Raw genomic sequence first — 24938 nt, 5'->3', positions numbered from 1 at the left:
CGCTAAAGAGTGCTGGCGGGCAGAGGCCTAGTCGGCTTGCAGCACCTGCTCGACCGCGTGCCTGACCCGCCATGCGGTGGGGGGTGTCAGGCTGCTGAACCATGTGGCGGGCATGCCCTGCCGGTTCGTCAGGTATTTAAAGAAATTCCACCGCGGCCGGGCCAGAATGCCCAACTGGCTGTCCAGCCACTTGAACAGCGGAATGGCTTCACCTCCCTTGACGTGGCAGCGTGCGGCCATGGGAAAGGTCACGCCGTAATTGCGCTGGCAGAAGGTGGCGATTTCGTGGGCTGAACCGGGTTCCTGGTGGCCGAAATCGTCGCTGGGAATCCCCACGATGACCAGCCCAGCCTTGTTGAACTGGGTCCAGAGCGCTTGCAGCCCTTCATATTGCGGGGTGAAACCGCAAAGGGATGCGGTATTGACCAGCAGGATGGGCTTGCCCCGATAGGTGCCAAGGTCGATGCTGCCGCCTTCAAGTCCGGGAAGAGTAAAATTATATACACAGGTCAAGGTGCTGCCCTTTTGCTGGTTTTGTGGCAGGAGAGAGATCTGTGTAGCTCAATGACGCATGATGGGCGAGTGGAAAGGGACCAAGGGAATGATCGCTGGCGCGGCAGGGTGGAAGCCTGGTGCCCTGTTTCGGGTTCTTGTTTCAGGCTTCCACCGCAACTCTGCGCGGGGAGATCGGTTCGTTTATTGTTGTTCATTATATTGAACTCGATCCCGTATGTGGAATATGAAGAGATGAGCTTCCTCTGTCAATAGGAAAATACGAAAACGCATGCCCAGTCCCCCGGATACGGTGCCAGCCCTGCGGCGCGCCGTTCGCATTCTCGATCTCGTCAAGGCGGCAAGCCGCCCACCGCTGGCGGCCGATGTCGCCCGCCAGCTCGATCTGCCGCGCAGCACGGCCCACGGGCTGCTGGCGGTCATGGTCGAGCTTGGCCTGTTGGAAAAAACGTCGTCCCAGGGGTATCGGTTGGGTACACGTTTGCTTGACTGGGCGGGTGACGTGACCGAAAAGCGCGATCTGGTGGCGGAGTTCTACCATGTGCTCGATAACCGCCCGGACCTGGATACGTTCACCCTGACCCTGACCATGCTCGAAGGGATGCAGGTGGTTTACCTGGCCTGTCGCAACAGCGCGACGGTGCTGGGCGCATCCTTTCGGGTGGGCATGCGCCTGCCTGCCATATTTACGGCCACAGGCAATGCCATGCTGGCGGGCATGGATGACGAGACATTCGAGGACTGGCTGGCCCAGCATCCGGTTGCGACCTGGCCCAAGCCCCCCACGCCGCATGGCATACGCTCGGTCACGACACTGGTGCGCGAAATTGCCGAAATACAGGATCGGGGCTACGCGGTGGATGACGAACAGGTGCTTGACGGGCTCTGGTGTTTCGGTTCAGCCATCAGGGACCATTCCGGCCAGGCCGTGGCAGGGGTGGGGATCAGCCTGCCGCAGACGGAACTGACCCAGTATGACGTCAAGGAACTGGGGGCCAGGGCCGTTGATCTGGCACGCGCGGTTTCCTTCAGGCTTGGCTATCGCGGCCTATAGTGTCACGGGGCACATGACAGGGCACATCATGAACAGATTACGCGCTTTCCTGTTTTCGCGGGGGTCGCGCCCGGGCGTGGTCCGTTACGGGGTATTCCGCCGGGCCTTCCCGGCCCGGCTGGGCAAAGGCGGGCTGTTGGCGGGCCTGCTTGCGGCCTGCGTCATGCAGCCTGCCGCAGGTGCCGGTGCGACCGAAACCCTGCCGCAGAACGTCGCACGCTATCATATCTATGCCCATGGGCTGGAACTGATGGCGCTGGATACGGCGTATCGCCTGGGGGCCGATCAGTACAGCGTATCCGCCGCCGCCAGGACAGGCGGGCTGGTGGGCCTGTTCGTCAAGAGTTCCCTGCGGATGTCCGGCATGGGCACCTTCACGCCCGACGGTACGGTCACGCCCCAGTTCTACAAGAGCGATGGCCGCTCCCATCATCAGGACTGGCTCCTGAACATGGGGTACCCCAAGGGCATGGCCGAGGTGACGGAGGAAAACCCCACCGAGGCCGATCGTGAGCCCGTAACCCTTCAGGACAAGGTGGGGGCGGTGGACATGCTGGCCACCTTCATGGGGGTGCTGCACCAGGTCCAGGCCGCGCATCGCTGCACGGACACACCCAGAAAGATTTTCGATGGCCTGCGCCTGAGCACGCTGAGCATGAGTGACGCGGGCATACAGCGCCTGCCCGAAGGCACGATGCGTGACTGGGGTGCCGACGGGCTGCGGTGCAATTTCGTCTTGCAGCAGGTGCAGGGGTTCAAGGTTTCAGCCCGCCCCAGCAAGCTGCGCCAGCCCCAGCCCGGCCAGGTCTGGTTCGAGGACGTGCCGCAGGTGGGGCTGGTCGTGGTGCGGCTGGAACTGGAACACCCCAAGCTGGGGCATATCGTCATCCAGCTTGAAGACCCGCCCAGGCTGGTGCCCTGAAAGCAATCTTGCCAGTGACCTCATGATGAATACGGGCGGGGAACTTTCCCCACCCGTATTCGGCGCCTGTTTGGCGGGGCCGCCTATTCCACCGTGACGGATTTGGCCAGGTTACGGGGCTGGTCCACATCCGTGCCTTTGAGCACTGCCACCTCATAGGCCAGGATCTGGACCGGGATGGTTTGCAGGATCGGGGCCACGAAGTCATGCACGCTGGGCAGCACCACCATATGCTCGGCAATGGCACCCACGCGTTCCGCCCCGCGTGTGTCCGTAAAGACCAGCAGCCTGCCGCCGCGTGCCTTTGCTTCCTGCAGGTTGGACAGGGTCTTGTCGAACAGCGGGGTGGAAGGGGCGGTGGCGACAATGGGCACGCTGCGGTCGATCAACGAGATCGGGCCGTGCTTCATCTCCCCCGCCGCATAGGCTTCGGCGTGGATGTAGGAAATTTCCTTGAGCTTGAGCGCGCCTTCCATCGCCACGGGGAACAGGCTGCCCCGGCCCAGATACAGCACGTCGCGCGCTTCGGCCACGACACGGGCCATGGTGCGTATGGCATCCCCCTGCTTGAACACATCGGCCGCGCGGCTGGGCAGGTCCAGCAGCGCACCCACCAGTTCTTCTTCACGCAGGCTGTCCAGCTTGCCGCGTGCACGCGCCGTGGCAATGCTCAGGCAGGCCAGAACGGTCAACTGCGCGGTAAAGGCCTTGGTGGAGGCGACTGAAATTTCAGGCCCGGCCACGGTGCCCAGCACGGTGTCGCTTTCGCGCGCCATGGTGCTGTGTTCGACATTCAGGACAGAGAGAATATGAATGGCCTTTTCGCGCAGGCCCCGCAGGGCGGCCAGCGTATCCGCCGTTTCCCCCGACTGGGAGATCAGCAGGCCGAGCGAGCCTGGGGTCAGCGGCGGGTCGCGGTAGCGCATTTCGCTGGCCACATCGATATCGACCGGCAGGCGGGCAAGCTCTTCCAGCCAGTAGCGCCCGACCATGCCCGCGTAAAAGGCGGACCCGCAGGCGGTTATGACCGCGCGTGGCACACTGGCCAGGTTAAACGGCAGGTCGGGCAGGCTGACCCTGCGGGTTGCCGGGTCCACCATGCGTTGCAGGGTCTGCCCGATCACCAGCGGGTGTTCGTGCAGTTCCTTTTCCATATAGTGGCGGTACCCATCCTTGCCGATGGCCCCTGCCGTCAGGGCGGTGACCTGGACCTGGCGTTCGACGGGCGTGCCATCGAAGGTCATGAAGTCGGCGCGCTGCGGGGTCAGGATCACGCAATCCCCGTTTTCCATATAGGCGATGCGGCGGGTGAGGGGGGCCAGGGCCAGCGAGTCCGAACCCAGGAACATTTCCTCATCGCCAAAGCCCACGGCCAGGGGGGCATTATGGCATGCGCCGATCATCAGCCCTTCATGCCCTGCAAAGATCATGGCGACCGCATACGCCCCTTCCAGGCGGCGCAGGGTGCGCAGGGCGGCCTCTTTCGGGGTAAGGCCCTGTTGCAGGTGATAGTCGACAAGCTGGGCTATGGTTTCACTGTCGGTTTCGGTTTCGAAGACCTGCCCCGCCCCTTCCAGCTCGCGGCGCAGGGTTTCGAAGTTTTCGATAATACCGTTATGGACAATGGCGACGCGGCTTGTGCCGTGCGGATGGGCATTGCCCGTGGTGGGCGCGCCGTGCGTGGCCCAGCGCGTATGGCCAATGCCCGTGGTGCCAGGCAGCGGGTCCTGGGCCAGCAGGTCTGCCAGGTTGTCCAGCTTGCCGGCGGCGCGGCGGCGTTCCACCTGGCCATCGACCAGTGTGGCGATCCCCGCCGAGTCGTAACCACGATATTCGAGCCGGCGCAGGCCCTCGAATATGATAGGGGTTGCGTGTCGCAGTCCAACTGCGCCGCAAATTCCGCACATCAGCCGTTTTCCTTTTCTGCCTTGCGGGCGTCCATGAAGCGTTTGCCAAGCTCGGGCTTGTTGACCTGACGCGCCCGGCCCAGTGCCAGGGCCTCGGGCGGGACATCGGATGTAACGACGCTGCCCGCACCCACCAGCGCGTGGTCCCCGATGCTGACGGGCGCCACCAGCACCGAGTCAGACCCCACGAACACGTTGTTCCCGATTGTGGTGGTGTGCTTGAACACGCCATCATAATTGCATGTAATGGTGCCCGCGCCGATATTGGTATGCGCCCCGATCCGTGCATTGCCCAGATAGGTCAGGTGGTTGACCTTGGTGCCTTCGCCCAGCGTCGCACTCTTGACCTCGACAAAATTGCCGATGCGCGCACCCGAGCCTATGCTGGTTTCAGGCCGCAGGCGCGCATAGGGGCCGATGACGGCACCTGCATGCACCTCGCACCCTTCCAGGTGGCTGAAGGCGCGGATCACCACGTTTTCATGCACCGTGACACCGGGGCCGAACACCACGTTGGGTTCGACCAGCACGTCGGGGGCGAGCGCGGTATCCGCACTGAAAAAGACCGTCTGCGGGGCAACCAGCGTCACCCCGTTTTCCATGGCCTTGTGGCGCAGGCGTTCTTGCAGGCAGTGTTCGGCCTGGGCCAGTTCGGCGCGGGAATTCACGCCGCGCAGTTCATCCTCGGCCGCTTCGACCGCGCGCACCCGGGCCCCGTCGTCCACCGCCAGGCCGACCACATCCGTCAGGTAGAATTCGCCCTTGGCGTTGTCGTTCCCCACGCGGTGCAGCCATTTGCGAAAATCCGCAGCTCCCGCGCACAGCACCCCGGCATTGCACAGATCCGTCGCCCGCTCGTCCGGCGTGGCGTCCGCCCATTCGACAATGCGGGTCACGTCTTCGCCCTGGGTCATGACCCGGCCATAACGGGCAGGGTCCGCCGGGCGCATGGCCAGCAGCGCCAGCCCCACACCGGGCTTGCGGCGTTCGGCCAGCAGGGCGGCCAGGGTCTGGGCCGAAATCAGCGGGTTATCGGCATACAGCACGGCCACGTCGCCTTCACCGAACCAGTGTTCGGCCTGCAAGGCGGCATGGGCGGTGCCCAGGCGTTCATGCTGGACCACCACGGGGAAGGGGGCGGCCAGTTTGGCAACGTCGTCCATATCGGGGCCGACGACAATCACCAGCCGGTCGAATACCTCCGCCGCGCTGGCGATCAGGTGCGCCAGCATGGGCTGGCCCGCCAGGGTCTGCATGGCCTTGGGGCGCGAGGATTTCATGCGGGTGCCCAGCCCTGCGGCCAGAAGAACCGCCGTAGCCGGACGCGAAGAGGGAAGAGACGTCATGTCAGATGCGGTAAGCCAAGCACAGGCACGTGTCAAACGTCTCGCCGGGGTGGGGCAGACATGCCATATCCTGAAGCTTCCGATCTTTTTGATGAAGGCTGACCGAGTATGACGACCCGCAGGCTCGCGGTTTTTGACATGGATGGCACCTTGCTGGATTCCCTGCCCGATCTGGCGGAATGCAGCCGGGACCTGCTGGCGTCCTACGCACTTCCCCCCATCTCGGATGCAGAGGTCAGGGGCATGATCGGTGAAGGCGTGCAGGTGCTTGTCACCCGTGCCCTGGCCCTGGCGGCACGCAAACAGGCCGCCCTGACCGGTGGCCCTGTGACGACCCTGCCCGAATCGGCACAGGCGGCGGAGCGTTTCATGGCATTTTATACGCCCCGCGCGGCCCGCCTGTCCCGGCTCTTTCCCGGCACGGAAGACGCCCTGCATGCGCTGCAAGCCCAGGGCTGGAGCCTGGCGATCTGCACCAACAAGCCCGAACGGGCGGCGCGCGGCATATTGGATACGCTGGGTGTGGCGGCGCTGTTTGCGGCCGTTGGCGGGGGCGACAGCTTTGCCGCACGCAAGCCCGACCCGCGCCACCTGCTGGGCACCATCGTGCAGGCGGGCGGGCAGGTGCAGCGTAGCGTCATGATCGGGGACATGCCCCCGGACTGGCTGGCGGCCGAAGGGGCGGGGTGCGACTTCGTATTCGCGGCCTGGGGTTATGGGGTGACCCCGCCACCGGGGCATTCCGGGCATTCGGCCCCGCTGGCGCGGAGCATGGCGCAGGTGCCCGTAACGCTTGAGACGGTATTGCCCCCGGACAGGATACGCACAGGCTAGGTCCGTCCCCGGAGCACCTCCATTGTCACCCTACGCCCGCAAGGCCGCATTCGGGCTTGCGCTGATGCAGGGCCATATGGGGCGGAGGGCAGTTGCTTATTGCGGCCGGGCCGGTTTTTTTTTGGCAATGGCCCGCCAGACTGCAAGCCCGGACAGGGCCAGCCCCACGGCTGATGAGATCAGCATGCTCCACGCAGCCCCTTTTATGCCAATGCGCGGCATCAGCAGCCCAAGGGCTGCAAACAGGATAAACGTGCGGACAAGGCGCACTTTCAGCGCCTGCCCGGCATGGCCGGTTGCCAGAAGGGCGGGCTCGAAGCTCACGCCGATCAGGTCCAGCGATGCGGCAATGCCCAGGGCCACAAGGAGCGGGAACGCCGCCAGGTAATCATGGCCTGCGACAAGGTGCAGCACAGGGCGGCCGAATGCCGCGAGTGCCAGTGCCAGTGCCAGGGTGGCCCCAAGGGCCAGCCCCGTGGATTTGCGCAGCAGCATGCGGATACTGTCCAGCGCCTGGCTGGCATGGGCGCGCGCAAGTTCAGGCAGAACCGCACGGGAAAACATTTCCGACACGCGCACAAGGGCCTGGCTGAGCTGATACGCCAGCCGATAATGCCCGGCATCGGCCGCCCCCGTGGCAAGGCCCACCACGATCACCACCATGTTGTTGCAGCCCGTGCCGATGATCGAATTCAGGTTGGTCAGCCACGCAAAGCGCCAGATGCCCGGGTTTTCGACCGGCGCGCGCCACCCTTGGCGAAGCTGTGCCACGGGCAGGGCACCCGGCATGACCTTGGCCACGCAAACCCAGTACGCAATCGCGGTGATGATATCTGCAATCGCCCAGGCTAGCAGAAAGCCCGTTACGGTGCGGTCCCACAGGACCGCGGCCAGTGCGCCTATGAAACGCGCGACGGGGGTTACCGCGTCGGCCATGGCCCCCACGCCAAAACGGTCGTGAAGGCGCAGTAGCCCCACGGCCGTGGAGCGCACGGAAAGCAGCATGACGAAACAGAACGCCAGGGCCGCATGCGACAGCCCTTCGGGCCAGCCAAGCAGCGGCCCCAGAAGCGCTACGCCACCCCAGGCGATAAAACAGCCCGCAACGGCGCTGCCGACATCCAGCCCGATGCAGAACCCGGCCAGCCGTGCGAGCGCTCCCGTATCGCGCGTGGCAATATGATTGACCCCGTAGCGGATGACGATCTGCCAGGTCTGGAAGCTGACGACAGCGGCAATGGCCTGGGCGGTGCCGAAGACAAGGGTGAATTGCCCGAAGCCCTGGCTCTTCAATGTCCGGACCGCCAGCCCCAGATAAATCAGGCTCAGCACCGCGCCAACACCCTTGCCCGCCAGAAGCCAGGCAAGATTGGCAAGTGTCCGGCTGAGTAATCCGTCCTCACGTGCCACGGTTGTCACCAAGACTTGCTCACCAGACACAATAAAATTATACGGTGACCCACGATGAATGTTGCATTTCTATACATTGCTGAATCTTACCAGTGCTACCATTCGGCCGCAATCGCTTTGGAATTGGCGAAATGCGATACAATAAATGTAACAAGTTTTTACAACGACCCCGAAACGCCGCATCATCTTGAACGCGTCCGCGCGGCCTTTGGTGCGCCGGAAATGGACTATCGCGCCATGCGTCGCTCGTGGCCCACGGCCGCCATGCAGTCGCTGCGTATTCTGGGCATGTTCAAGGACATGGTCCTGCGTGATAACGCCCGGGAACTGAACCGCTACGATGCGATCGTAACGGTGGAGGATACGGTGGCCTCTGCCCGGCGGCTGGGTATTACGCATCCGCGCCTGATCTACCTGCCGCATGGATGTGGCGACCGCGCGCGCGGCTTTACGGATGAGGTGAGGGCTTTCGATCATGTCCTGCTGCCCGGTGAGAAATCAGCGCAGCGGATGCTCGATGCCGGGCTGATACGGGCTGACAATCATTCGGTCATTGGCGCGGTCAAGCTGGAAACCTGTGCAATGCTGCCACGTGCGGGGCAGCCGCTTTTCGCGCAAAAGCGGCCTGTGGTGCTCTATAATGCACACAAGGCGCGTGGCCTGTCTTCATGGCCGCGATTTATCGAACCCATGCTCGAACAGTTTTCCGCGCAGGATCGGTTCAATCTGGTTGTCGCTCCCCATACAAAAATGTTCCGCCGGCGGGCGCAATCGGTCCGGGACCGCTGGAATGCGCGCAGTAATGCCACAATCCTGATCGATACGGGTTCGGATGCCTGCGTTGACATGACCTATACGATGGCTGCCGATATTTATGTCGGCGATGTCAGCAGCCAGGTTTACGAATTCCTTGTAACGCCCAGGCCCTGCGTGTTCCTGAATGCCCATAACATCGACTGGCGCGACAATCCCGATTTCGCCCATTGGCATCTGGGCGATGTGATCGACGATCCGCGCGATCTCCCCGCCGCCATCGCGGCCGCACCTGAACGCCACGCCCTGTATCGCGCCCGCCAGGAAGACATGGCCGCCCGTTCGCTGGGGGATCGCACGCCGGGGGCCGCGCGGCGGGGTGCGGACGCCATCCGGAATTTCCTATGTCCATGAAAATCGGTTTCCTGTTCAACCACGATATGCTGCACCAGATCGCGCATACGGCGCCGATCGCGGCGGAACTGGCGGCCGACGGGGTCGATGTGTCCGTTCTGTGCTCCAGCGCTGAGCAGGAACAGCGCGTGCGGGCCTTTATTCCGCCTGACATGCCTGTCCGGTTCGTGCGCCTGACCACATCCGGCTTGGCCAATATCGCCAACAGCCTGACCGGCGGCGTCATTCCATTCCGGCGGCTGGGCATTTTGCGCCAGAACCTGGAAATATTTGCCGGGTTTGACGCGCTGGTCGTGCCCGAAACCACATCCACGCTGCTTAAAAGCCGCTATGGATTGAAAAACCTGAAGCTGATCTACCTGCCGCATGGCGCGGGGGACAGGTCCATCGGTTTTCGCGGTGTAACGCGCCTGTTCGATTTTGTCCTGTTATCGGGCAACAAGGTGCGCGACAGAATGCTGCGCAGCGGGCTGATCACACCCGATAATTATGCCGTTGTCGGCTACCCCAAATTCGATACGGTCGATCTCGATCACGTGCCGCGCATTTTCGACAATGACCGGCCCACAGTCCTGTACAACCCGCATTTCGACCCCCTGTTATCATCCTGGGGGACTATGGGCGAACAGGTGCTCGATTACTTCGCGCAGCAGGACCGGTTCAATCTGATTTTCGCGCCGCATGTCATGCTGTTCCAGCGTCGCCTGCATGCCTCGCTCGAACATCGGCGTATCCGGTTGCGCAGGAAGATCCCGCAGCGTTTTTTCAGCCTGCCGCATATGCGCATCGATACGGGCAGTTCGCTGTCGACCGACATGTCCTATACGCGGGCGGCCGATATCTATCTGGGCGATGTGAGCAGCCAGGTTTATGAATGGATATATCGGCCAAGACCCTGCATTTTTCTGAATTCGCACCACGCGGCCTGGCGCGGCAACCCGAATTACGCCCATTGGCTTCTGGGCGATGTGATAGACAGCGTTGCCGAACTGCCGGCAGCACTGGATCGCGCCATGGCCGATCCCGCGCGCTTTGCCCATCTTCAGGAACAGGCATGCAGGGAGACATTCGGCGTGAGCGACGGCACGCCATCGTCCCGCCGGGCGGCCGATGCGATTCTGCGTTTCATGCAACGATCACCGGTGCCGGCTCCCGCACCAGCGTACAAGGATATGAGGGCGAAAGCCCATCTGTCGTTCTGAGACTGAGCGCGTCCGGCAGTGTTTATGCCGTGCCAGGGCCGCGCAGGCATATTGTAACAATTCCCCCAATTCTGTTCCGGGCAGCATCGAAGGTGAATAAATTTTTTTTTCAATGAAAGTCTGAAAAACGGAGATAATGTCAAAGGATCAGTCGCCTTGAATGGGGGCGAGCGTTATGGTGCGCAGATACAAGCCCTGACGCCTTGCCTCCGTTGTCCTGACGCTATTAACCGGGCCCGCTCCTTTCTCCTGATTACGTGAATTTTAGAAGAAGACGTCGAGATTTAAGTGGAGATGGTGCTGTGATCGGGAAAGCGACGAATTTTTGCCAATCGCGTCTGGCGAATAGTCTTTCTGCCGGTCTTCTTTTGGTTTTTTGTCTTGTCTCCCGGCTCCAGTCCCTCGGTAATCCGTTGATCGACCTGGATGAGGGCTATTACCTGTTTGTCGGCGGGCAGATCCTCCATGGGGCGATCCCCTTCGTCGATATCTGGGACCGGAAGCCTGCTGGTCTCTTTTTACTTTATGCTTTTTTCCATTTATTCGGTCCCTACAGGTTGCTGGCGTACCAGATTGGCGCGGTGATCAGCGTGTGGCTGACCAGCCTGCTTGTCATGAAGATGGCACGGCACATCGCCCCCGCCCTGGGGGCATTGGTGGCTGCGCTGCTCTATATCGGCTGCATGAACCTGGCTGGCGGGGAAGGTGGACAGTCCCCCGTATTTTATAATCTCCTGGTTGCCTGGGCGATGTCTCTTATCATCGACATGATAAATGCTGATAATAAGAGTATAAAAGATATGAAAAGAGCAGCCTGCAAGGTTATGGTGCTCTTTGGTCTCTCTCTTCAGATCAAATATACAGTCGTTTTTGAAGGGGTGTTTGCGGGTGCATTCCTGTTATGGCTGTTCTACCGCAAAACAGGCTCTTTGCGTGATGTCGCCCTTCAAGCCTTGCTCTGGGTCGTTCTCGCAGTTTTGCCCACCGCAATCGTCGCCCTGGCTTATGGCCTGGCCGGATATGGGCAGGAATGGTGGTTTGCGAATGTGATCTCCATTTTCTACCGGGGACAAAGCCAGCCGGGCAGCGCCAGGCATCAGGCCATCAAGATGCTGGTGCTGGCATTGCCGTTCCTGCTGAGCATCCTTTTCAGAAAAATGGCCTGCCCGGCCATGACCGTGCAGCAGAAGGACTGCGGACGGTTCGTCAATCTCTGGGCCCTGTCGGCACTTTTGGGCGTTGCGGTCTTCGGAACCCGATATATCCATTACGCGCTGCCCGTCTTTACGCCCCTGAGCGTTGCCGTGGCGCCTTTATGGAATAAAAAATGGGGCCAGGTCTGGCTGGTGGTCCTTTTGGCCTATGTGACCGTCAAGGGGCAGCTCACGGTCATCAAACATAAGCACGACCACGGTAACAAAGCGCTTTTCGACAATGTCGTGTCTGTTCTCTCGCATCCCGCCGGCTGCGTTTTTGTTTATAATGCTTCTCCCGTTTTCTACGATTTTTCAGATTTTTGTAACATGACGACACATCCGTTTCCTGCGCATCTTTATGCCCTGGGCGAACAGAAGGCGACGGGCATCAATCCGTTGACCGAAATCCAGCGTATACTGCAAAAAAAGCCGATATATATTGTCTTGAAAGACGCCATGATACCGGGTGAAAATATACAAGCCCGAGATATACTTAATAATAGGCTGCAAACAGAGTATCACCTTGTCTATACGGCCCCCGTGGGCAAGTCGTCCATTTCTGTTTACGGGCTCAATGGAGCGGCCCCCCATTCTTCATTGATGCCCCAGCTGCCCCAGTAATGCTGCAAGCCCCTGCGCGGATATTCATGGAAAAAAAAGGGGGACTTTCGGGTTGCATGCGCCGATCGAAATCGTTGTTCCCGGTAGGGAGGGGGCAGGGGCCTGACACGCCAGGGGTGCACTATACGCTGATCGGGGCGTGCTGTATGGACGCGGATGAACGCTCATCCATTCTGCTGTCGGGCTTTGTCGCCGCTGATTACGGGCATGTCTGGGCCTCCGTCATGGACTGAAGATTGCAGGGCCACGTGGCCCGGTTCCGGGTGGCGCTGACCCCCGATAGGAAAGGACAGAGGGTGCGCTGCTGTTTGCTGATTCACAACATTGTCGCGCGTGCGGGAACGGAGCGTTCCGTGTGCCGGGTGCTCAGCGGCCTTGCCGAACGGGGCCATGGTGCCGATTTCGAGGTGCTGGAAGTCGTACGCGGGGGCGAGCCCGCATTCCATCTGGACGGGCGGATCGGGCGGGCAGCACTGTTCGACCGGCCGGTATCGCTGGCGCTGTCAGGGTGGCGGCTCATGCTGCGGCTGCGTCGGCATGTGCGGCGCGGCGGGTTCGATACGGTGGTGGTGATCGGCTCCAGCCTGGCGCTGTTCGCGGTTCCGGCCTTGCGGGGGCTGGGCGTTCGCGTGGTCTTTTGGGAACATTTCAATTTCACGGCGGATCTGGGCAAGCGCAAGCGGCGGTGGGGACGCCAGATTGTCGCCCGCCAGGCCAGCGATATCGTGACATTGACAGAGCGCGATATCGGCTTGTGGCGCGCTGGTGCTACCGTGCGTGCGCGCATGACCTGCATTCCCAATATCGCGCCTCCGCCTGCCTCCGCCCCGCGTGTGGACATGACCGCGCGCACCGTTCTGGCGGTGGGGCGGCTGGTGCCGCAAAAGGGGTTTGACCTCCTGCTGGCGGCATGGGCGCGTGTATGTGCCGACCCCCGGGCCGACGGATGGCGCTTGCGGATCGTGGGGAACGGCCCCGAGCAGGCCGCGCTGATGCGCCAGATAGAAACCACGGGGCTGAGCGCGCGCGTGAGCGCGGAGCCCGCACGCAGCGATATTGCCAGTTGTTTCGACGCAGCCGGCCTGTATTGCTGTTCCTCACGGTTCGAAGGGCTGCCCATGGTGTTGCAGGAGGCAATTTCGGCCGGATTACCCTGCGTGGCCTTTGCCTGCCTGACCGGGCCGGAAGAACTGATTGCCGATGGCGTATCCGGTACATTGGTGCCCCCCGGCGACATTCAGGGACTGGCCGAAGCGCTTATCGACCTGATGGCCGATCCGGCCCGCAGGCAGGCCTATTCGCGTGCCGCGTTGCAGAAGGCCGCACAGTTCGGGCCCGACCGGATACTGCCGCAGTGGGAGAGCCTGTTTTACGGAGCCCCTCTCCGCCGATAGCGACCAGCAGGCCAGTCTTCAGGGAACGGCCTGCCTGCCGGGCTTCAAAAAGGGGCGAAAGTGACCGAGAAGGCAGGCCTAGCTGTGCCCCGAACGGACGGGCGGCAAACCTGCGGCCAGGCGTTCGGCCAGGACCATGTCGGCCGGTTTGTCCACGTCCACCGCCGCGCGCCCGTCCGACAGGGGGACCAGTTCGGCCTGTGCCCCTGTCAGGGTGTGAATGCGCGCATACAGGGCCTTGCGCGTTAGCCGGCCTGTCAGGGCGCGCAGCAGGATGAGCGGGCCCAGGGTCCAGGCAATACGCAGGGGGTGCTTGCGGTTCTTTTCCACCTCCCGCCACAGGGTGGCCACCTGTGCGGAAATGGCGGTTTTGAACAAAAACATGTTGCAGCCCGAGAACGCCATGTCAGCCAGGCGGATATAGGTCCGCTGGGTATTGGGAACATCGCGCCGCACGGTTTCTTCCGTGGCGACTGCGGCGGCCATGTCGCTGCCGGGTTGGATACGGGCCAGAAATTCCTCCACCCAGCCGGCTTGCAGCAGCGCATTGTCCGCGGTCGTTACCAGCAGGGGCGTGCCGTACTGCCCCAGGGCCGCCAGAACGCTTGCACTGGGTCCTTCGGGGCTGGATGGCAGCATGGCCACATCGGGCGGCAGAACGGGGGCCAGGCCGTCGGGTGTGTTGGTGCAGACAACAATCCGACCAATGGCCGGCGTGGCACGCAGGGCCGCGATCACCCGTGCTATCATGGGAACGCCGCCCACGGGAAACAGTGCCTTATGGGCAACACCGCTGGCCACGGCTACCGGATCTGGCTTGCCCGGCCTGCTTCCAGCCAGGATCAGGGCTGTTACCGGCCGTGTGGCGGCATTCATGCGGCGTGTTTGCCTTCCGGGCGGGCGCCATCGGGCCGGTCACGCGGGGGGGAACCTGTCTGCTGCATGACCCAGGGATAGCGCGCGGCCTGCTGGATGTCATAGCCCAGGTTGAACACGGTGGGGCTGCGTCGCCGGGCCTTGGCATCCACGTAGTAGGAGCCGAAAAGACGGTCGACCACAAAGCTGGTAATGCCGAAATTGCCGTCTTCATCATGGAAATGGTGCAAGACGTGCCGCGCCTTCATGCGCTGGATCCAGGCTGAACGGGGCTTGTAGTTCAGGTGCTGGATGCAGTGAAAGAACTCGTAGATACAGGTGATGGTAATGCCGGTGCCTATGGCGGCTGCGGCAGCACCCACGCCGCCGATCAGGTAGCCGATCGGCCCGGTGATCAGGATAATGGTGGGCAGCGTGGTCACGGGTGCGCCGAACAGCACGTCAAGTAGATGCGGGTCCTGATGGTGGTCGAAATGGATGCGTTTCCATAGGCTGGCGGTCCAGGGGTTTTTGTACAGCAAATGTCCGTGCAGCACGTAGCGGTGCAGCAGGTACCACGCCAGCGGGTAGACCACGACCACGGCACAGGCCGCCAGCAAGGTTGCACCCCACCCCGCGAAATACAGGCAGGTCATCGCAAGGCAGCCGAGAATGAGCGCGAAATACAAAAGGATGGTCGGGTAGGTCAGATAGGCGACCCAAAGCTGCCGAAGGTTCATTTTACCCAGGTCAAAACTGCGGCCAGTCTTGAGCGACGGGTTGTTTAACGTGCCACTCATCGTGTTTCGCTCCTAATGAGTATGCTCAGCGCACCCAGCGTGAAGATTACCAGCCCCGGAACTGTCGCAAGCGCGGGTGGCAAAAGTTCGGCATTGCCCATGGCGCGCAATAATCCCTGAACGATAATGAACAGCAGCCCGGCACCCAGGCACCAGACGGGCAGCCAGCTGCGTGTGCCTGTCCGGGGAGGGATATAGATCACGGGCAAGGCAAGCAAGAGCAATACCAGCAGGGACAGCGGGCGCAGGAAGCGTTCAAGCAGGCCGGCCTGCAAGTAAGCCGGTGTGGAATCCGAAGGCAGGCGCCCGCGCAGCATGCCCAGGACAGTGGTGGTGGAAAGGGGCGGGGTGTCTGCCGCAAGGCGGATGAAATCGGCCGGTCGCAGCCCGGTCGGCCAGGGGCTGTCCGCCAGTGGGGCGGGGCGTTCGACCTTGGAGTCATGGACATTGACACTGGTGACATCGTGCAGGGTCCAGCCCTGCGCCCCCGTGTAGGTGGCCCGCTGGGCGTGCAGGGCCTGGGTCAGCAACCCGTCCGGCCCGCGTGTATAAATATCTATGCGTGTGAGCATATTGCCGCCATCCGACACGTAGCCCACCCGCAGGACTCGGCCATTATCGCGAAACCAGAAGGCGCGCCCCTGATCGGGCTGGGGATCGGTCCTGTTCCACCACGCCGCCAGGGCCTGTTCGGACCGGGGTGTGAACTGGTCATCCATGACAACACCTGCCAGGCCGATGACCAGTGTTGCGGGAATAAGGCGCACATACAGCCCGATCGTGGACAGGCCACAGGCCCGCAGAATGGCGATCTCGCTGCTCAGGGTAAGCTGCGTGAGCATGACCAGCGCGCCGATCAGCACGCTCAGGGGGAGGGAGCCCGTCAGCAGGAACGGCAGGCGCATGCCCGCATAGGACAGAATGCCCCGCACGCCCAGATGGCGTTGCAATATGGGCGTGGTCTGTTCCAGCAGGGCCAGAATTTCCAGAAGCCCTACCAGCACCACGCAGCAGAACATGACGCGCATGAACAACGTGCCCGACAGATAGCGCAGGAGCACATGCCGCGACATGAAGGGCAGCCTGTCGCCGGGCGCGGTGTCGGGGCGTGGGGGGGGCAGGGTTTCCATCAGGCGGGTCTGGGCAGGTGGCGGCGCAGGCGCGCGCGGATAAGGGAGAACATACCCGACTGATAGAGCAGCAGGGTGGCGCAGATGAGGATGAAAATGACCGCAGGCCCCCAGATTGCCAGCAGCGACGCCTTGCGGGTGGCGACAAGGCTATGGCCGAACTGAAGGATATGATCGAACCCCACCATGATCAGAAATGCCAGGGGCAGGCCGATATTGCCGCGCTGGCGTTTGCGCGCGATCGCAAGGGCCGCGGCCAGCATGGGAATGAAGGGCACGGTCAGGCTGCGGGCCAGGCGGAAATGCACTTCCGAGCGCATATGCGGGCGTGAAATGGCCGGATTATGCGCCACCAGCCGCGAAACAAGCTCGGGCGAGGTCAGTTCGCGCTCGTCATCCCCGCGCTGGCGGAAGGGAGAAACTTCGGACGCATGGGTCAGGAAACGGGTGGAATGCTCGAACGTGGTGATCGAAGGGGCATCCTGCGGGCGGTCGGTGACGATGGTTCCGTGTTCGAGATCGATCTGCACCGTGCTGCCATCCGGTGCCAGGCGGATATGCCCGCGCCGGGCGGTGATGTCGCGTTCGTAATGGTCTGTCATGTCGCGGATAAAGACATGGTGCAGTTCCGAACCACCCTGTGTGACCTCTTCCGCCGTGATTGTCAGGTCGGCAGAGGGGCTGCCGAACATGCGGGACTGCAGGCGCGGGGTCCAGCCGGCATGGCTTGCGAAATAGAATGCGGCGCGAAATTCGTAACGCGCATGGGGTTGCACGAACCCGTAGAGAAAGAACGAGGCAACCCCCAGGGCGGCCCCAAGCTGCATATAGGGCCGGATGATCCGCAGCAGGGAAATGCCCACACTGTTGATCGCATCGATTTCCTCATTCTGGCTCATGCGCCGGATGACGGAAAAGACCGACACGCACAGCGCGGCAGGGATGGCAAGGCCCAGGTAATGGGGCAGCAGGGTCGCGACCAGTTCCAGAAAGACGCCCAGGTGGCTGTTGCCGACAGCCAGCAGGTTGAGCAGCACCAGCAGGCGTTCGAGCAGCAACGCGATCATGACCACCGACAGGGCGATAACGAATGGCGGCAGCAACTGCGTCAGCATGTATTTGTCGAGGGTGCCGGGAGCAAGCGCCTTGCTGAACCGGTGCAAAAAAGGCTCTTTCGGCATGAACGGCCTTATAGCGCGCTTGGCGGCAAAAAGCGATCCGCGGTAAAGGCATGGTACTCTGCACAGTCGGTCATGCTTCCGCCCGGTGTCAGGGCGCGTCGCTGCACGGTTATCGCCCACCTGTCGGGTTGCGGGGTGATGGTAATCAGGTTCCAGCCGGCGGCCGTGGCGGGGGTATCGGGCGTGTGCGAGGCCGAGGTCGTGCCCAGGACGGGAATGGCCGAACCCGCAAGCCGGGTGAAGGTCGCGCGGTGCGAATGCCCGTGCAGCACCAGCTCCGCTCCGTTCTGGCGCAGAACGGCCTGGAAGGCTTCAAGATCGGTCAGGCCTTTTCGGGTGCTGACAAGCCCCGCCACCGGCGGATGGTGCAGGAGCACGACGCGACATAGCCCGGCCGCCCTGCTCTGGCTCAGGCACTGTGCCAGTTGCGCAAGCTGTGCCTCCCCCGCGCTGCCGGTCGCCAGAAAAGGCAGGGACGGCCGCGCGGTGTTGACGCCGATCAAGGCCACGCCATCCTGTTCCAACACGGAAAGGGCGGGGTAAAGCTTGCTGCGGTGTAGCCAGGGCTCCCACATCGCGCGCTTGGCGGCACTGTTTTCGCGCAGCAGGGCTTCATGGTTGCCGGGAACCAGCAGTGTGGGGGGCAGATCCTGCCGGTCCAGCCACTGCCGGGCCTGGCGGAATTCCGCCAGCAGGCCCAGATTGGTCAGATCCCCCGTCAGGGCCACCAGATCCGGCCGCGCGCGTGCTATATCGCGCATGACCGCTTCCAGCGGGGCCCAGCGATGCAGCTTGCGCCGTCTCACGCTCCACGAAAGCAGGCTCAGGATCCGTTTGAAACCCAGTTCCCGCCAGCCGGGCAGTTCGGCCAAAGGCAGATGGGGGTCGGAAAAATGCGCAATCCGAACACAGGGCAACGACAAGGCCAGCTCCCATCACGATTGCCGTGAGGGTACGGCATGTGACAACGATATAAAGTGCCAGTATACCACCATGACCAGGGCAGGGCAAAAGCCCCTGACCGTTTGATCGTGTGAGCAAGAGATACCGAGTGCCGGACCATTTCGCCCTTATCTACAACCCGCGCAGCCGGCGGAATCTCAAGATCGACCGGCAGTATCAGGAGGTGGTGCGGGCCATGCCTTCAGGCATGTGCCATGCCCCCCGATCGCATGCCGAACTGCGCCGGGTCATCGAAAACCTGGCCCGTGTCCCGCCTGCCTGTATCGTGGTGGATGGGGGGGACGGCACGGTCGGCAGCGTGCTGAGCGCGCTCCATGCCTCGTCCTGGCCGCATGAATACTGGCCCTCCCTGGCTGTCCTGCCTTCGGGCAATACCAACCTGATCGCAGCGGATGTGGGGTTCGGTATGCGGGGGCCAGAGGCATTGCGTCTGGTGCGGGACCGGCTGGCCAGCGGGCAGGCGGGGGCGAAACTATGCCGCCGCAGGCCGCTTGTGGTCTCCCGCATGGGGCATGAGGGCGAGGATATTCTGGGGTTTTTCGGGGGCTTGGGCGCTTTTGCACGCGGCATAGAGATCGCGCACAAGCCCGGCGTTCTGGAACACTGGTCGCATGACATGGCTGTTCTGGTCACGCTGCTGATAAGCTTTGCCCAGCTCATATCCCCCGCCCAGCGCCGGAGCTGGCTTGCAGGGGTAACGGCAGGGATCACAGCCGACGGTCATGCCATGCCCGGTGCCGAGCATTTTCTGCTGCTGTGCACAAGCCTGCAACGGCTCCCCTACGGTGCCTGGCCGTTCTGGAACGCGGCGGGGGAGGCCGACAGGGGACTGAGCTATCTTGACGTGGCGGCCATGCCCAAGCGCCTGTTCCCTGCGGCGTGGAACCTGCTGCGCGGACATGTGCCGCAGTGGCTGAAGCAGTCCGGCAGCTATGCCAGCGGCCGTGCGGACAGGCTGGTGCTGCAAACCAGGCAGGCTTTCGTACTGGATGGAGAAGTGCTGTCCCCCGGCACCGATGGCCGTATCACGATCGCGGCCGGCCCGATGGTCTCCTTCCTCCAGGCATGACGTATGTATCGCCCGATAGCCAAGGCATGACCACGGCCCAGGCCCGGACCCTGCTTGCCGCCCTGACGGCGCGCGAACTCAGTGCCACCTTGCCAGCCGGCGTGTCCGACTTTGTCGGTCAGATCATGGGGGCTGCGCGTCCGTTGGGGGTGCTGTTCTACGGTTCAGGGCTGCGTGGCGGCATTGACGATGACACGCTGCTCGATTTCTATGTCATCGTCGAACGTCAGTCGGACTGGCCACGCACCCCACTGGCCCGGCTGGGCAATGCCGTGCTGCCCCCCAATGTGGAATATCACGAACAGATCGTAGGTGGGCGTCGGATGCGCGCAAAGGTGGCCATCCTCTCGCTCAGGCAATTCCGTGCGCTGACCGGGTTTGCGACACTCGATACGACGATATGGGCCCGTTTTTCCCAGCCTTCTCGGCTGGTCTGGGCGCGCGATGCTGCTGCTGCCCGCGCTCTCCAGTGCTGCGTCATGCGCGCCCTTGTCACGGCAGCCCGCTGGGCGGCCCTGCTGGGGCCGCAAACCGCGCCGCGCCGCGCCTTCTGGGATGCGCTCTACCGTCGGACCTATGGTGCCGAACTGCGTGTGGAAAGTGGAAAGCGGCCGACAAGCCTGGTCGATGCCTGTCCGGACTGGTACGAACAGGCGCTTGAGCCCTGCTGGGTTCTTGCGGGTCTACACCCCAGTGTGGACGGGAACGCCATCAGCCCCGGCCTGTCCGCCAGCCAGAAGCAGCGGGCCGCAAGCCAGTGGGGGCTGCGGGCCCGGTTCGGCAGGCCGCTGAATATCATGCGCCTGATCAAGGCCGCGTATACTTTTACAGGTGCTGCGCGCTACGTCGCATGGAAACTGCGCCGCCATAGCGGGATCGAAATTCCCATAACGCCGTTTGCCGAAAAGCACCCGCTGCTTGCAGCACCGCCAGTGTTCTGGTCGCTCTGGCGGCGCGGGGCTTTTACGCGGCGTTAGGACGCCACAAGTGGTGCGGGTGCCGCAGTTGCCCCTGTTTCCTGCGCGGCCTGCCTGAATATCTCGATCGCGTCGTCAATCTGCTGGGGCGTATGCGTGGCCATGACCGAGCAGCGCAGCAGCGGACGGGAATCCGGTGTGGCGGGGGGCAGGCTGAGATTGACGTAAACCCCAAGTTCCAGCAGCCGGTTCCACATGGGAATGGCCTGTTCCACCGTTTCCAGCGTTACGGCGATAACGGGGCTGACCTGCTTGCTGGCATTCAGCCCGATCCGCACAAAACCCGCATGCAACCTGGCGGCGTTTTCCATCAGCCGCAGGCGCAGTTCCGGGCGTTCCTGCATTTCTTCCAGAGCCGCAGCAGTCGCTGCGATAATTTCTGGCGGAAGTGACGCGGTGAACATATACGGCCGACAGTTCAGACGGACCAGTTCGAGTTCGGGATGGTCGGACACGCAATAGCCACCGACAGTGCCAAGGCTTTTGGAGAACGTGCCCACGACAAAATCCACGTCGGCCTCGACACCGTCCGCCTCGGCCGCGCCGCGCCCGTGCTCGCCCAGCACGCCGAATGAATGCGCTTCGTCCACCAGAAGATACGCACCGGTCTCTTTCTTGACGGCGGCAAATTCCTTCACGGGCGCTACATTGCCGGTCATGGAGTAAATCCCCTCGACCACGACAAGCTTGGCGCTATCGGGGGCATCCAGACGTTTGATGCGCTTGTAAAGGTCGTCCGGGTCATTATGGCGGAAACGGATAACCTGTGCGCTGCTCAACCGGCTGCCGTCATAGATGCTGGCATGGCTGTCCGCATCCAGCAGCAGGTAGTCGTCCTTGCCCGCCAGGGCCGAGATCATGCCCAGATTGGCCTGGTACCCCGTTGAGAACACCATGGCGTCCCGCCGGTGGAAGAACGCCGCAATCTTGTGTTCCAGGCGGCGATGAAGGGATTGCGTGCCGTTGGCGATGCGCGAACCCGTGGTGCCCACGCCACAAGCACCTGCTGCGTCCTGTGCCGCCTTGATGGCGCGTTCGGACTGGCTCAGCCCCAGATAGTTGTTGGTGCCGAACAACAGGGTGTGCCGACCTTCGATAATGCCCACCGTCGAGGAGACGGGCTTTTCGATAACGACGGCAAAGGGGTTACGTCCGCCAGCGGCAACCACAGCGCCCAACGCGCTTGCGATGCCCTGATATTTGGCAAACAGTGACGTCATGCCCCGCTTACCCTTTGTTCTTCAGGTCGACAATGCAGGCAGCCAGATCGTTGATCGAACGAATATCGGCCAGTTTGTCGAGGGGAACGGAGACATCGAGGCTGTCTTCCACTTCCATGACAAAGTTCATTACCGCCAGGGAATCAAAAGCAAGGTCTTCCATGATCTTGCAGTTGCCGTCGATGTCGCGTGGCACCTTCGGGTTGGCAAGCAGCTTCTGGATGATCAGCGCGGAAACGCTTTCAACGGTTTCGCTCATGTCAGATCCTTCAATCCTATAAGGCTCACAACCGAGCTTCAGCCCGTTGTGGCGCGTTATGAGAGAAAAAAGCCGGTTTGACCAGTCTTTCTCTCATAGGCGCGTGTAAATGGGCAGGTTGCTCAGGCGACCTGGGTCTGCTGCGCGAAAGCGCCGCTCAGGTACATGTTACGGGCTTTGGCGCGTGTCAACTTGCCCGACGATGTCTGGGGCAGGGCATGAGGGGGCACCAGCACCACAGACACGTCAACCCCATGCAGGCGGCGGAACAGGCTGGCGGCGTCGGAACACAGCGCCGCACGCACCGACGGGTCGGATGTGCGGCACTGGATCAGGGCCACGATTTCCTCATGGTCGCCTTTTTCCAGCGAGAAAACTGCCACGTCGCGACTGCGCAGCGTGGGAATATGCGTCTCGGCCGACCATTCCAGGTCCTGCGGCCAGATGTTGCGGCCATTGATGATAATCAAATCCTTGGCACGACCCGTCACCACAATCTGCCCGTCGAGCATATAGCCCAGGTCGCCGGTATTCAGCCACAAATCGCTGTCCAGCACCTTGTTCGTCTCGTCTTCCATGCGGAAGTAGCCGCTCATCAGGCTGGGGCCGCGCACATAGATCGTGCCGATCTGGCGATCGCCCAGAACACGTCCGGCGGCGTTGCGCACTTCCAGTTCATGGCCGGGCAGAACCTTGCCGCATACGACGAACGTGCGGCTGGGCGTGTCCGGTGTGGCAGGTGCGCGCGCGATGGCGTTGCTTTCCAGGTAGGGCAGGTCGACCGTGTCGGTCTGAATGCCGCTGTCCAGGGGCACGAAGCTGATGGCCAGCGTAGCTTCGGCCATGCCATAGCTTGCGACGAAGGCCTTGGGGTCAAAACCCACAGGGGCGTAGCGGTCGGCAAATTCCTGCAAGATATGCGCGCGGATCATGTCGCCGCCAATACCGGCCACACGCCAGCAGGACAGGTCCAGATCCGCCGATGCCGGGCGCCGGGCGCACAGTTCATACCCGAAGGACGGGCTGTAGGCGATTGTCCCGCGGTTACGGCTGATCAGGTCGAGCCACACATGCGGGCGCCGCGCGAATTCTCGCGTGGGCAGCAGGTCCACGGTCAACTGGCATGTCAGAGGGGTCAGGAAGAACCCCACCAGCCCCATGTCGTGATAGAGCGGCAGCCAGGAAACGCACCGGTCCCCGGTCTCGCGCACCTGCAATCCGTCGCGTGCGATGGCGGATACATTGGCCATGCCCGAACGATGGCTGACACAGACCCCCATGGGAAAGCGCGTGCTCCCCGATGAGAACTGAAGGTAGGACAACGCGTCCGGCTTGACCACGGGCAGGGAGATGTCAGGCACCGGGCGGGCCATCAGGTCGGCAGGGGAGCCGGCGAACACCAGGCCCAGCCCGGCGACAATCTCATCGGTCCAGCCTTCAATAATATTGGGAATGACCACAGCACTGGAGAGCGAGCTTTTGATCATGCCACGCAACGTGGCCAGATAGGCGTCCTTGCCGCCAAAGGCTACGGGCAGGGGCAGGGGGGCCGCGATAAGGCCCGCATACTGGCAGCCAAAGAAGATGCGCGCGAAGTCGCCATCGCTTTCGGCAATAATGGCCACGCGGTCACCGGGCTGCAGGCCCATGCCAAGCAGGCGCAGCCCCGTCTCGACCGCCTGGTCGCGCAATGTCCGGTAGGGCAGGGCTTCAAGCAGCGTGCCCTTGCCGGAATAGATGTTGATACCGGCCTCACCTTGCGCTGCGTAATCGAGCGCTTCGCAGAAGGTCGCAAAATTTCCGTAACGGCGCGGCTGCCCGGATGCGGTCGAAACCGGCTGAAGCGTCTCTTCCAGGGTGGGTGCAGGGGCAGAGTTCATTATGTTCATCAACTGGCCATTCGAAGAAAATCAACAATCGCGTCAGCGCCCAGTGGCGCGGTAGGTTCGCCCCCCGTCAGGCCGAACGTGTCGCGTATATAGTCTTTTTGGGGATTTATGAAAGCGTCATGCGTCGGCAAGGCCCGCCCGATGTCTCCGTCCCGCATGTCGGCCAGGCTGCATGGGGGGCGCAATGCCCGCACATCTCGGGCCTCATCGCTATCCCCGTTAATGCGCAGAGCGTACCCCGGCAGACCGTTGCCCGACCGGGTTGCGAACGCCGCTTTTGCAGGAATTCCGATGCCACGGCTTTTGGGGGAAGCAGTCCCTCGAACCCAAAGATTTCGCGGCCTCAGGCGGCCATTTCCGGGAATACCTAAATTCCAGCCACTCGGGACGATGCCAACCGTCCTGGCATCACTATCCTGTCGTGGTTGGACCCGGCGTGGCGTGTGAAGTCCCCCATGCCGCAGGGAAAGCGAAAGCCGGGCGAGCGGGACGACCTCGTGAAACGTCGAGAAATAATTTTTGTTAAGGAAAGAGTGCGGTAAGCGGGGAAAAATAGTCCCCTCGAAGACGGTGACCCGATACTGCGGAAGAGAAGACGGTTGCGGAAAGCTGCAATGCCCCCTCGATTCCGGAGAGTGAAAATCCAGTAAACGCACATAGTCCCCATGCGTTCGTTCCGCAGGGGCCAACCGCACTGTCACGCTTGGATATGAGCACGCCATCTTCATGGCAACTGGCAGGGAATGCAGGGTTTGATGCGATTGAGCGATGGATGGGAAGAGAATGCGCATTGGCAGAATGACATCCTTTCTATCGCGTCTTGGCGCCATGAGTGATCAAACTATGTTCCATAAGCCGGAAAGAGGATCGCCTTCCTCTCTCAGCCTGCTCCTGAGTAAAAATCGTATTCCGCCAAATCAAGTCAAGCCTTCCACCCAGGGGGGAGGGGGCCACCATCCGCCTCCTGCGTGAGCGAACGGATGCTCCAGACCTGCGTGGGCAAAAAAATTGAGCATCAGTGTTTTTCGT

22 protein-coding genes are annotated in these 24938 nt (G+C 62.3%); 10 read left to right on the top strand and 12 right to left on the bottom strand.

The genetic code is table 11. The features are described 5' to 3' along the window. Window positions 1–27 precede the first annotated feature (27 nt). On the bottom strand, window positions 28–513 hold the full coding sequence (locus J2D77_RS11800) for a glutathione peroxidase (RefSeq protein WP_207846489.1): 486 nt from the start codon (window positions 511–513) through the stop codon (window positions 28–30). Window positions 514–784: 271 nt separating this feature from the next. Between J2D77_RS11800 and J2D77_RS11795 the strand changes: the two genes are divergently transcribed. Together J2D77_RS11795 and J2D77_RS11790 are read left to right on the top strand one after the other, a co-directional pair. Further along, window positions 785–1567 (top strand): IclR family transcriptional regulator, encoded by a 783-nt coding sequence (locus J2D77_RS11795; protein ID WP_207846488.1) that lies wholly within the window; start codon window positions 785–787, stop codon window positions 1565–1567. Window positions 1568–1595: 28 nt separating this feature from the next. Further along, window positions 1596–2489 (top strand): DUF3108 domain-containing protein, encoded by an 894-nt coding sequence (locus J2D77_RS11790; RefSeq protein WP_207846487.1) that lies wholly within the window; start codon window positions 1596–1598, stop codon window positions 2487–2489. Window positions 2490–2572: 83 nt separating this feature from the next. On the opposite strand, the gene glmS is transcribed toward J2D77_RS11790, so the two are convergent. Together glmS and glmU are read right to left on the bottom strand one after the other, a co-directional pair. Continuing rightward, the gene (gene glmS, locus J2D77_RS11785) at window positions 2573–4396 is read right to left on the bottom strand and encodes a glutamine--fructose-6-phosphate transaminase (isomerizing) (protein ID WP_207846486.1); all 1824 of its coding nucleotides are present in this window, start codon (window positions 4394–4396) and stop codon (window positions 2573–2575) included. Next, window positions 4396–5742, bottom strand: coding sequence for a bifunctional UDP-N-acetylglucosamine diphosphorylase/glucosamine-1-phosphate N-acetyltransferase GlmU (glmU, locus tag J2D77_RS11780; RefSeq protein ID WP_207846485.1), 1347 nt, complete (start codon window positions 5740–5742; stop codon window positions 4396–4398). The genes glmS and glmU overlap by 1 nt, the downstream gene beginning before the upstream one ends. A gap of 108 nt (window positions 5743–5850) precedes the next feature. Between glmU and gph the strand changes: the two genes are divergently transcribed. Next, window positions 5851–6576, top strand: a complete 726-nt coding sequence (gene gph, locus J2D77_RS11775) for a phosphoglycolate phosphatase (RefSeq protein ID WP_207846484.1) — start codon at window positions 5851–5853, stop codon at window positions 6574–6576. Window positions 6577–6672: 96 nt separating this feature from the next. Here the strand turns inward: gph and J2D77_RS11770 are convergent, their stop codons facing one another. Then, complete coding sequence (locus J2D77_RS11770; RefSeq protein WP_331000113.1) at window positions 6673–7995, bottom strand: lipopolysaccharide biosynthesis protein; 1323 nt, start codon at window positions 7993–7995, stop codon at window positions 6673–6675. Window positions 7996–8223: 228 nt separating this feature from the next. On the opposite strand from J2D77_RS11770, the gene J2D77_RS11765 reads away from it, so the two are divergent. The 5 genes from J2D77_RS11765 (at window position 8224) to J2D77_RS11745 (ending at window position 13566) form a co-directional block, all read left to right on the top strand. Beyond that, a complete protein-coding gene (locus J2D77_RS11765; RefSeq protein ID WP_230975756.1) occupies window positions 8224–9153 on the top strand; it encodes a hypothetical protein in 930 nt (309 codons plus the stop codon). Continuing rightward, entirely contained in the window at window positions 9144–10355 is a 1212-nt protein-coding gene (locus J2D77_RS11760; RefSeq protein ID WP_230975755.1) for a hypothetical protein, read from the top strand. Before J2D77_RS11765 ends, J2D77_RS11760 begins: the two co-directional genes overlap by 10 nt. 302 nt (window positions 10356–10657) lie before the next feature. After that, complete coding sequence (locus J2D77_RS11755) at window positions 10658–12172, top strand: ArnT family glycosyltransferase (RefSeq protein WP_207846482.1); 1515 nt, start codon at window positions 10658–10660, stop codon at window positions 12170–12172. Between the two features lie 56 nt (window positions 12173–12228). Further along, entirely contained in the window at window positions 12229–12405 is a 177-nt protein-coding gene (locus J2D77_RS11750) for a hypothetical protein (RefSeq protein ID WP_207846481.1), read from the top strand. A 75-nt stretch (window positions 12406–12480) separates the two neighbouring features. Then, on the top strand, window positions 12481–13566 hold the full coding sequence (locus J2D77_RS11745; RefSeq protein ID WP_230975754.1) for a glycosyltransferase family 4 protein: 1086 nt from the start codon (window positions 12481–12483) through the stop codon (window positions 13564–13566). Window positions 13567–13644: 78 nt separating this feature from the next. Here the strand turns inward: J2D77_RS11745 and J2D77_RS11740 are convergent, their stop codons facing one another. The 5 genes from J2D77_RS11740 to J2D77_RS11720 are packed head-to-tail and all read right to left on the bottom strand — an operon-like array spanning window position 13645 to window position 18455. Next, the gene (locus tag J2D77_RS11740) at window positions 13645–14442 is read right to left on the bottom strand and encodes a nucleotidyltransferase family protein (protein ID WP_207846479.1); all 798 of its coding nucleotides are present in this window, start codon (window positions 14440–14442) and stop codon (window positions 13645–13647) included. Next, a complete protein-coding gene (locus tag J2D77_RS11735) occupies window positions 14439–15221 on the bottom strand; it encodes a sterol desaturase family protein (RefSeq protein WP_207846478.1) in 783 nt (260 codons plus the stop codon). The genes J2D77_RS11740 and J2D77_RS11735 overlap by 4 nt, the downstream gene beginning before the upstream one ends. Then, the gene (locus tag J2D77_RS11730) at window positions 15218–16294 is read right to left on the bottom strand and encodes an LptF/LptG family permease (RefSeq protein ID WP_207846680.1); all 1077 of its coding nucleotides are present in this window, start codon (window positions 16292–16294) and stop codon (window positions 15218–15220) included. The genes J2D77_RS11735 and J2D77_RS11730 overlap by 4 nt, the downstream gene beginning before the upstream one ends. 56 nt (window positions 16295–16350) lie before the next feature. After that, window positions 16351–17532, bottom strand: a complete 1182-nt coding sequence (locus J2D77_RS11725) for an LptF/LptG family permease (protein ID WP_207846477.1) — start codon at window positions 17530–17532, stop codon at window positions 16351–16353. Between the two features lie 8 nt (window positions 17533–17540). Then, window positions 17541–18455, bottom strand: a complete 915-nt coding sequence (locus J2D77_RS11720; protein ID WP_230975752.1) for a metallophosphoesterase family protein — start codon at window positions 18453–18455, stop codon at window positions 17541–17543. 128 nt (window positions 18456–18583) lie between these two features. Here J2D77_RS11720 and J2D77_RS11715 point away from each other — a divergent pair, with 128 nt between their 5' ends. Both J2D77_RS11715 and J2D77_RS11710 read left to right on the top strand, forming a co-directional pair. Beyond that, window positions 18584–19564, top strand: a complete 981-nt coding sequence (locus J2D77_RS11715; protein WP_207846476.1) for a diacylglycerol/lipid kinase family protein — start codon at window positions 18584–18586, stop codon at window positions 19562–19564. A 26-nt stretch (window positions 19565–19590) separates the two neighbouring features. Further along, window positions 19591–20541, top strand: a complete 951-nt coding sequence (locus J2D77_RS11710; protein ID WP_207846475.1) for a hypothetical protein — start codon at window positions 19591–19593, stop codon at window positions 20539–20541. On the opposite strand, the gene spt is transcribed toward J2D77_RS11710, so the two are convergent. The 3 genes from spt to J2D77_RS11695 form a co-directional block, all read right to left on the bottom strand. Further along, window positions 20538–21761 carry a serine palmitoyltransferase gene (gene spt / locus J2D77_RS11705; protein WP_207846474.1) on the bottom strand — a complete coding sequence of 408 codons (1224 nt, stop codon included), beginning with the start codon at window positions 21759–21761 and terminating at the stop codon, window positions 20538–20540. The genes J2D77_RS11710 and spt overlap by 4 nt on opposite strands. Window positions 21762–21768: 7 nt before the next feature. After that, window positions 21769–22020 (bottom strand): acyl carrier protein, encoded by a 252-nt coding sequence (locus tag J2D77_RS11700; protein WP_207846473.1) that lies wholly within the window; start codon window positions 22018–22020, stop codon window positions 21769–21771. 122 nt (window positions 22021–22142) lie between these two features. Then, entirely contained in the window at window positions 22143–23909 is a 1767-nt protein-coding gene (locus tag J2D77_RS11695; RefSeq protein ID WP_207846472.1) for a fatty acyl-AMP ligase, read from the bottom strand. Window positions 23910–24938 lie beyond the last annotated feature (1029 nt).

It is taken from the genome of Acetobacter garciniae (genome assembly GCF_017377735.1).
In the GTDB taxonomy this organism is placed as follows: domain Bacteria; phylum Pseudomonadota; class Alphaproteobacteria; order Acetobacterales; family Acetobacteraceae; genus Acetobacter; species Acetobacter garciniae.
Note: the sequence above shows the minus strand (reverse complement) of the source record. Positions and strands in the feature narration are given on the sequence as shown.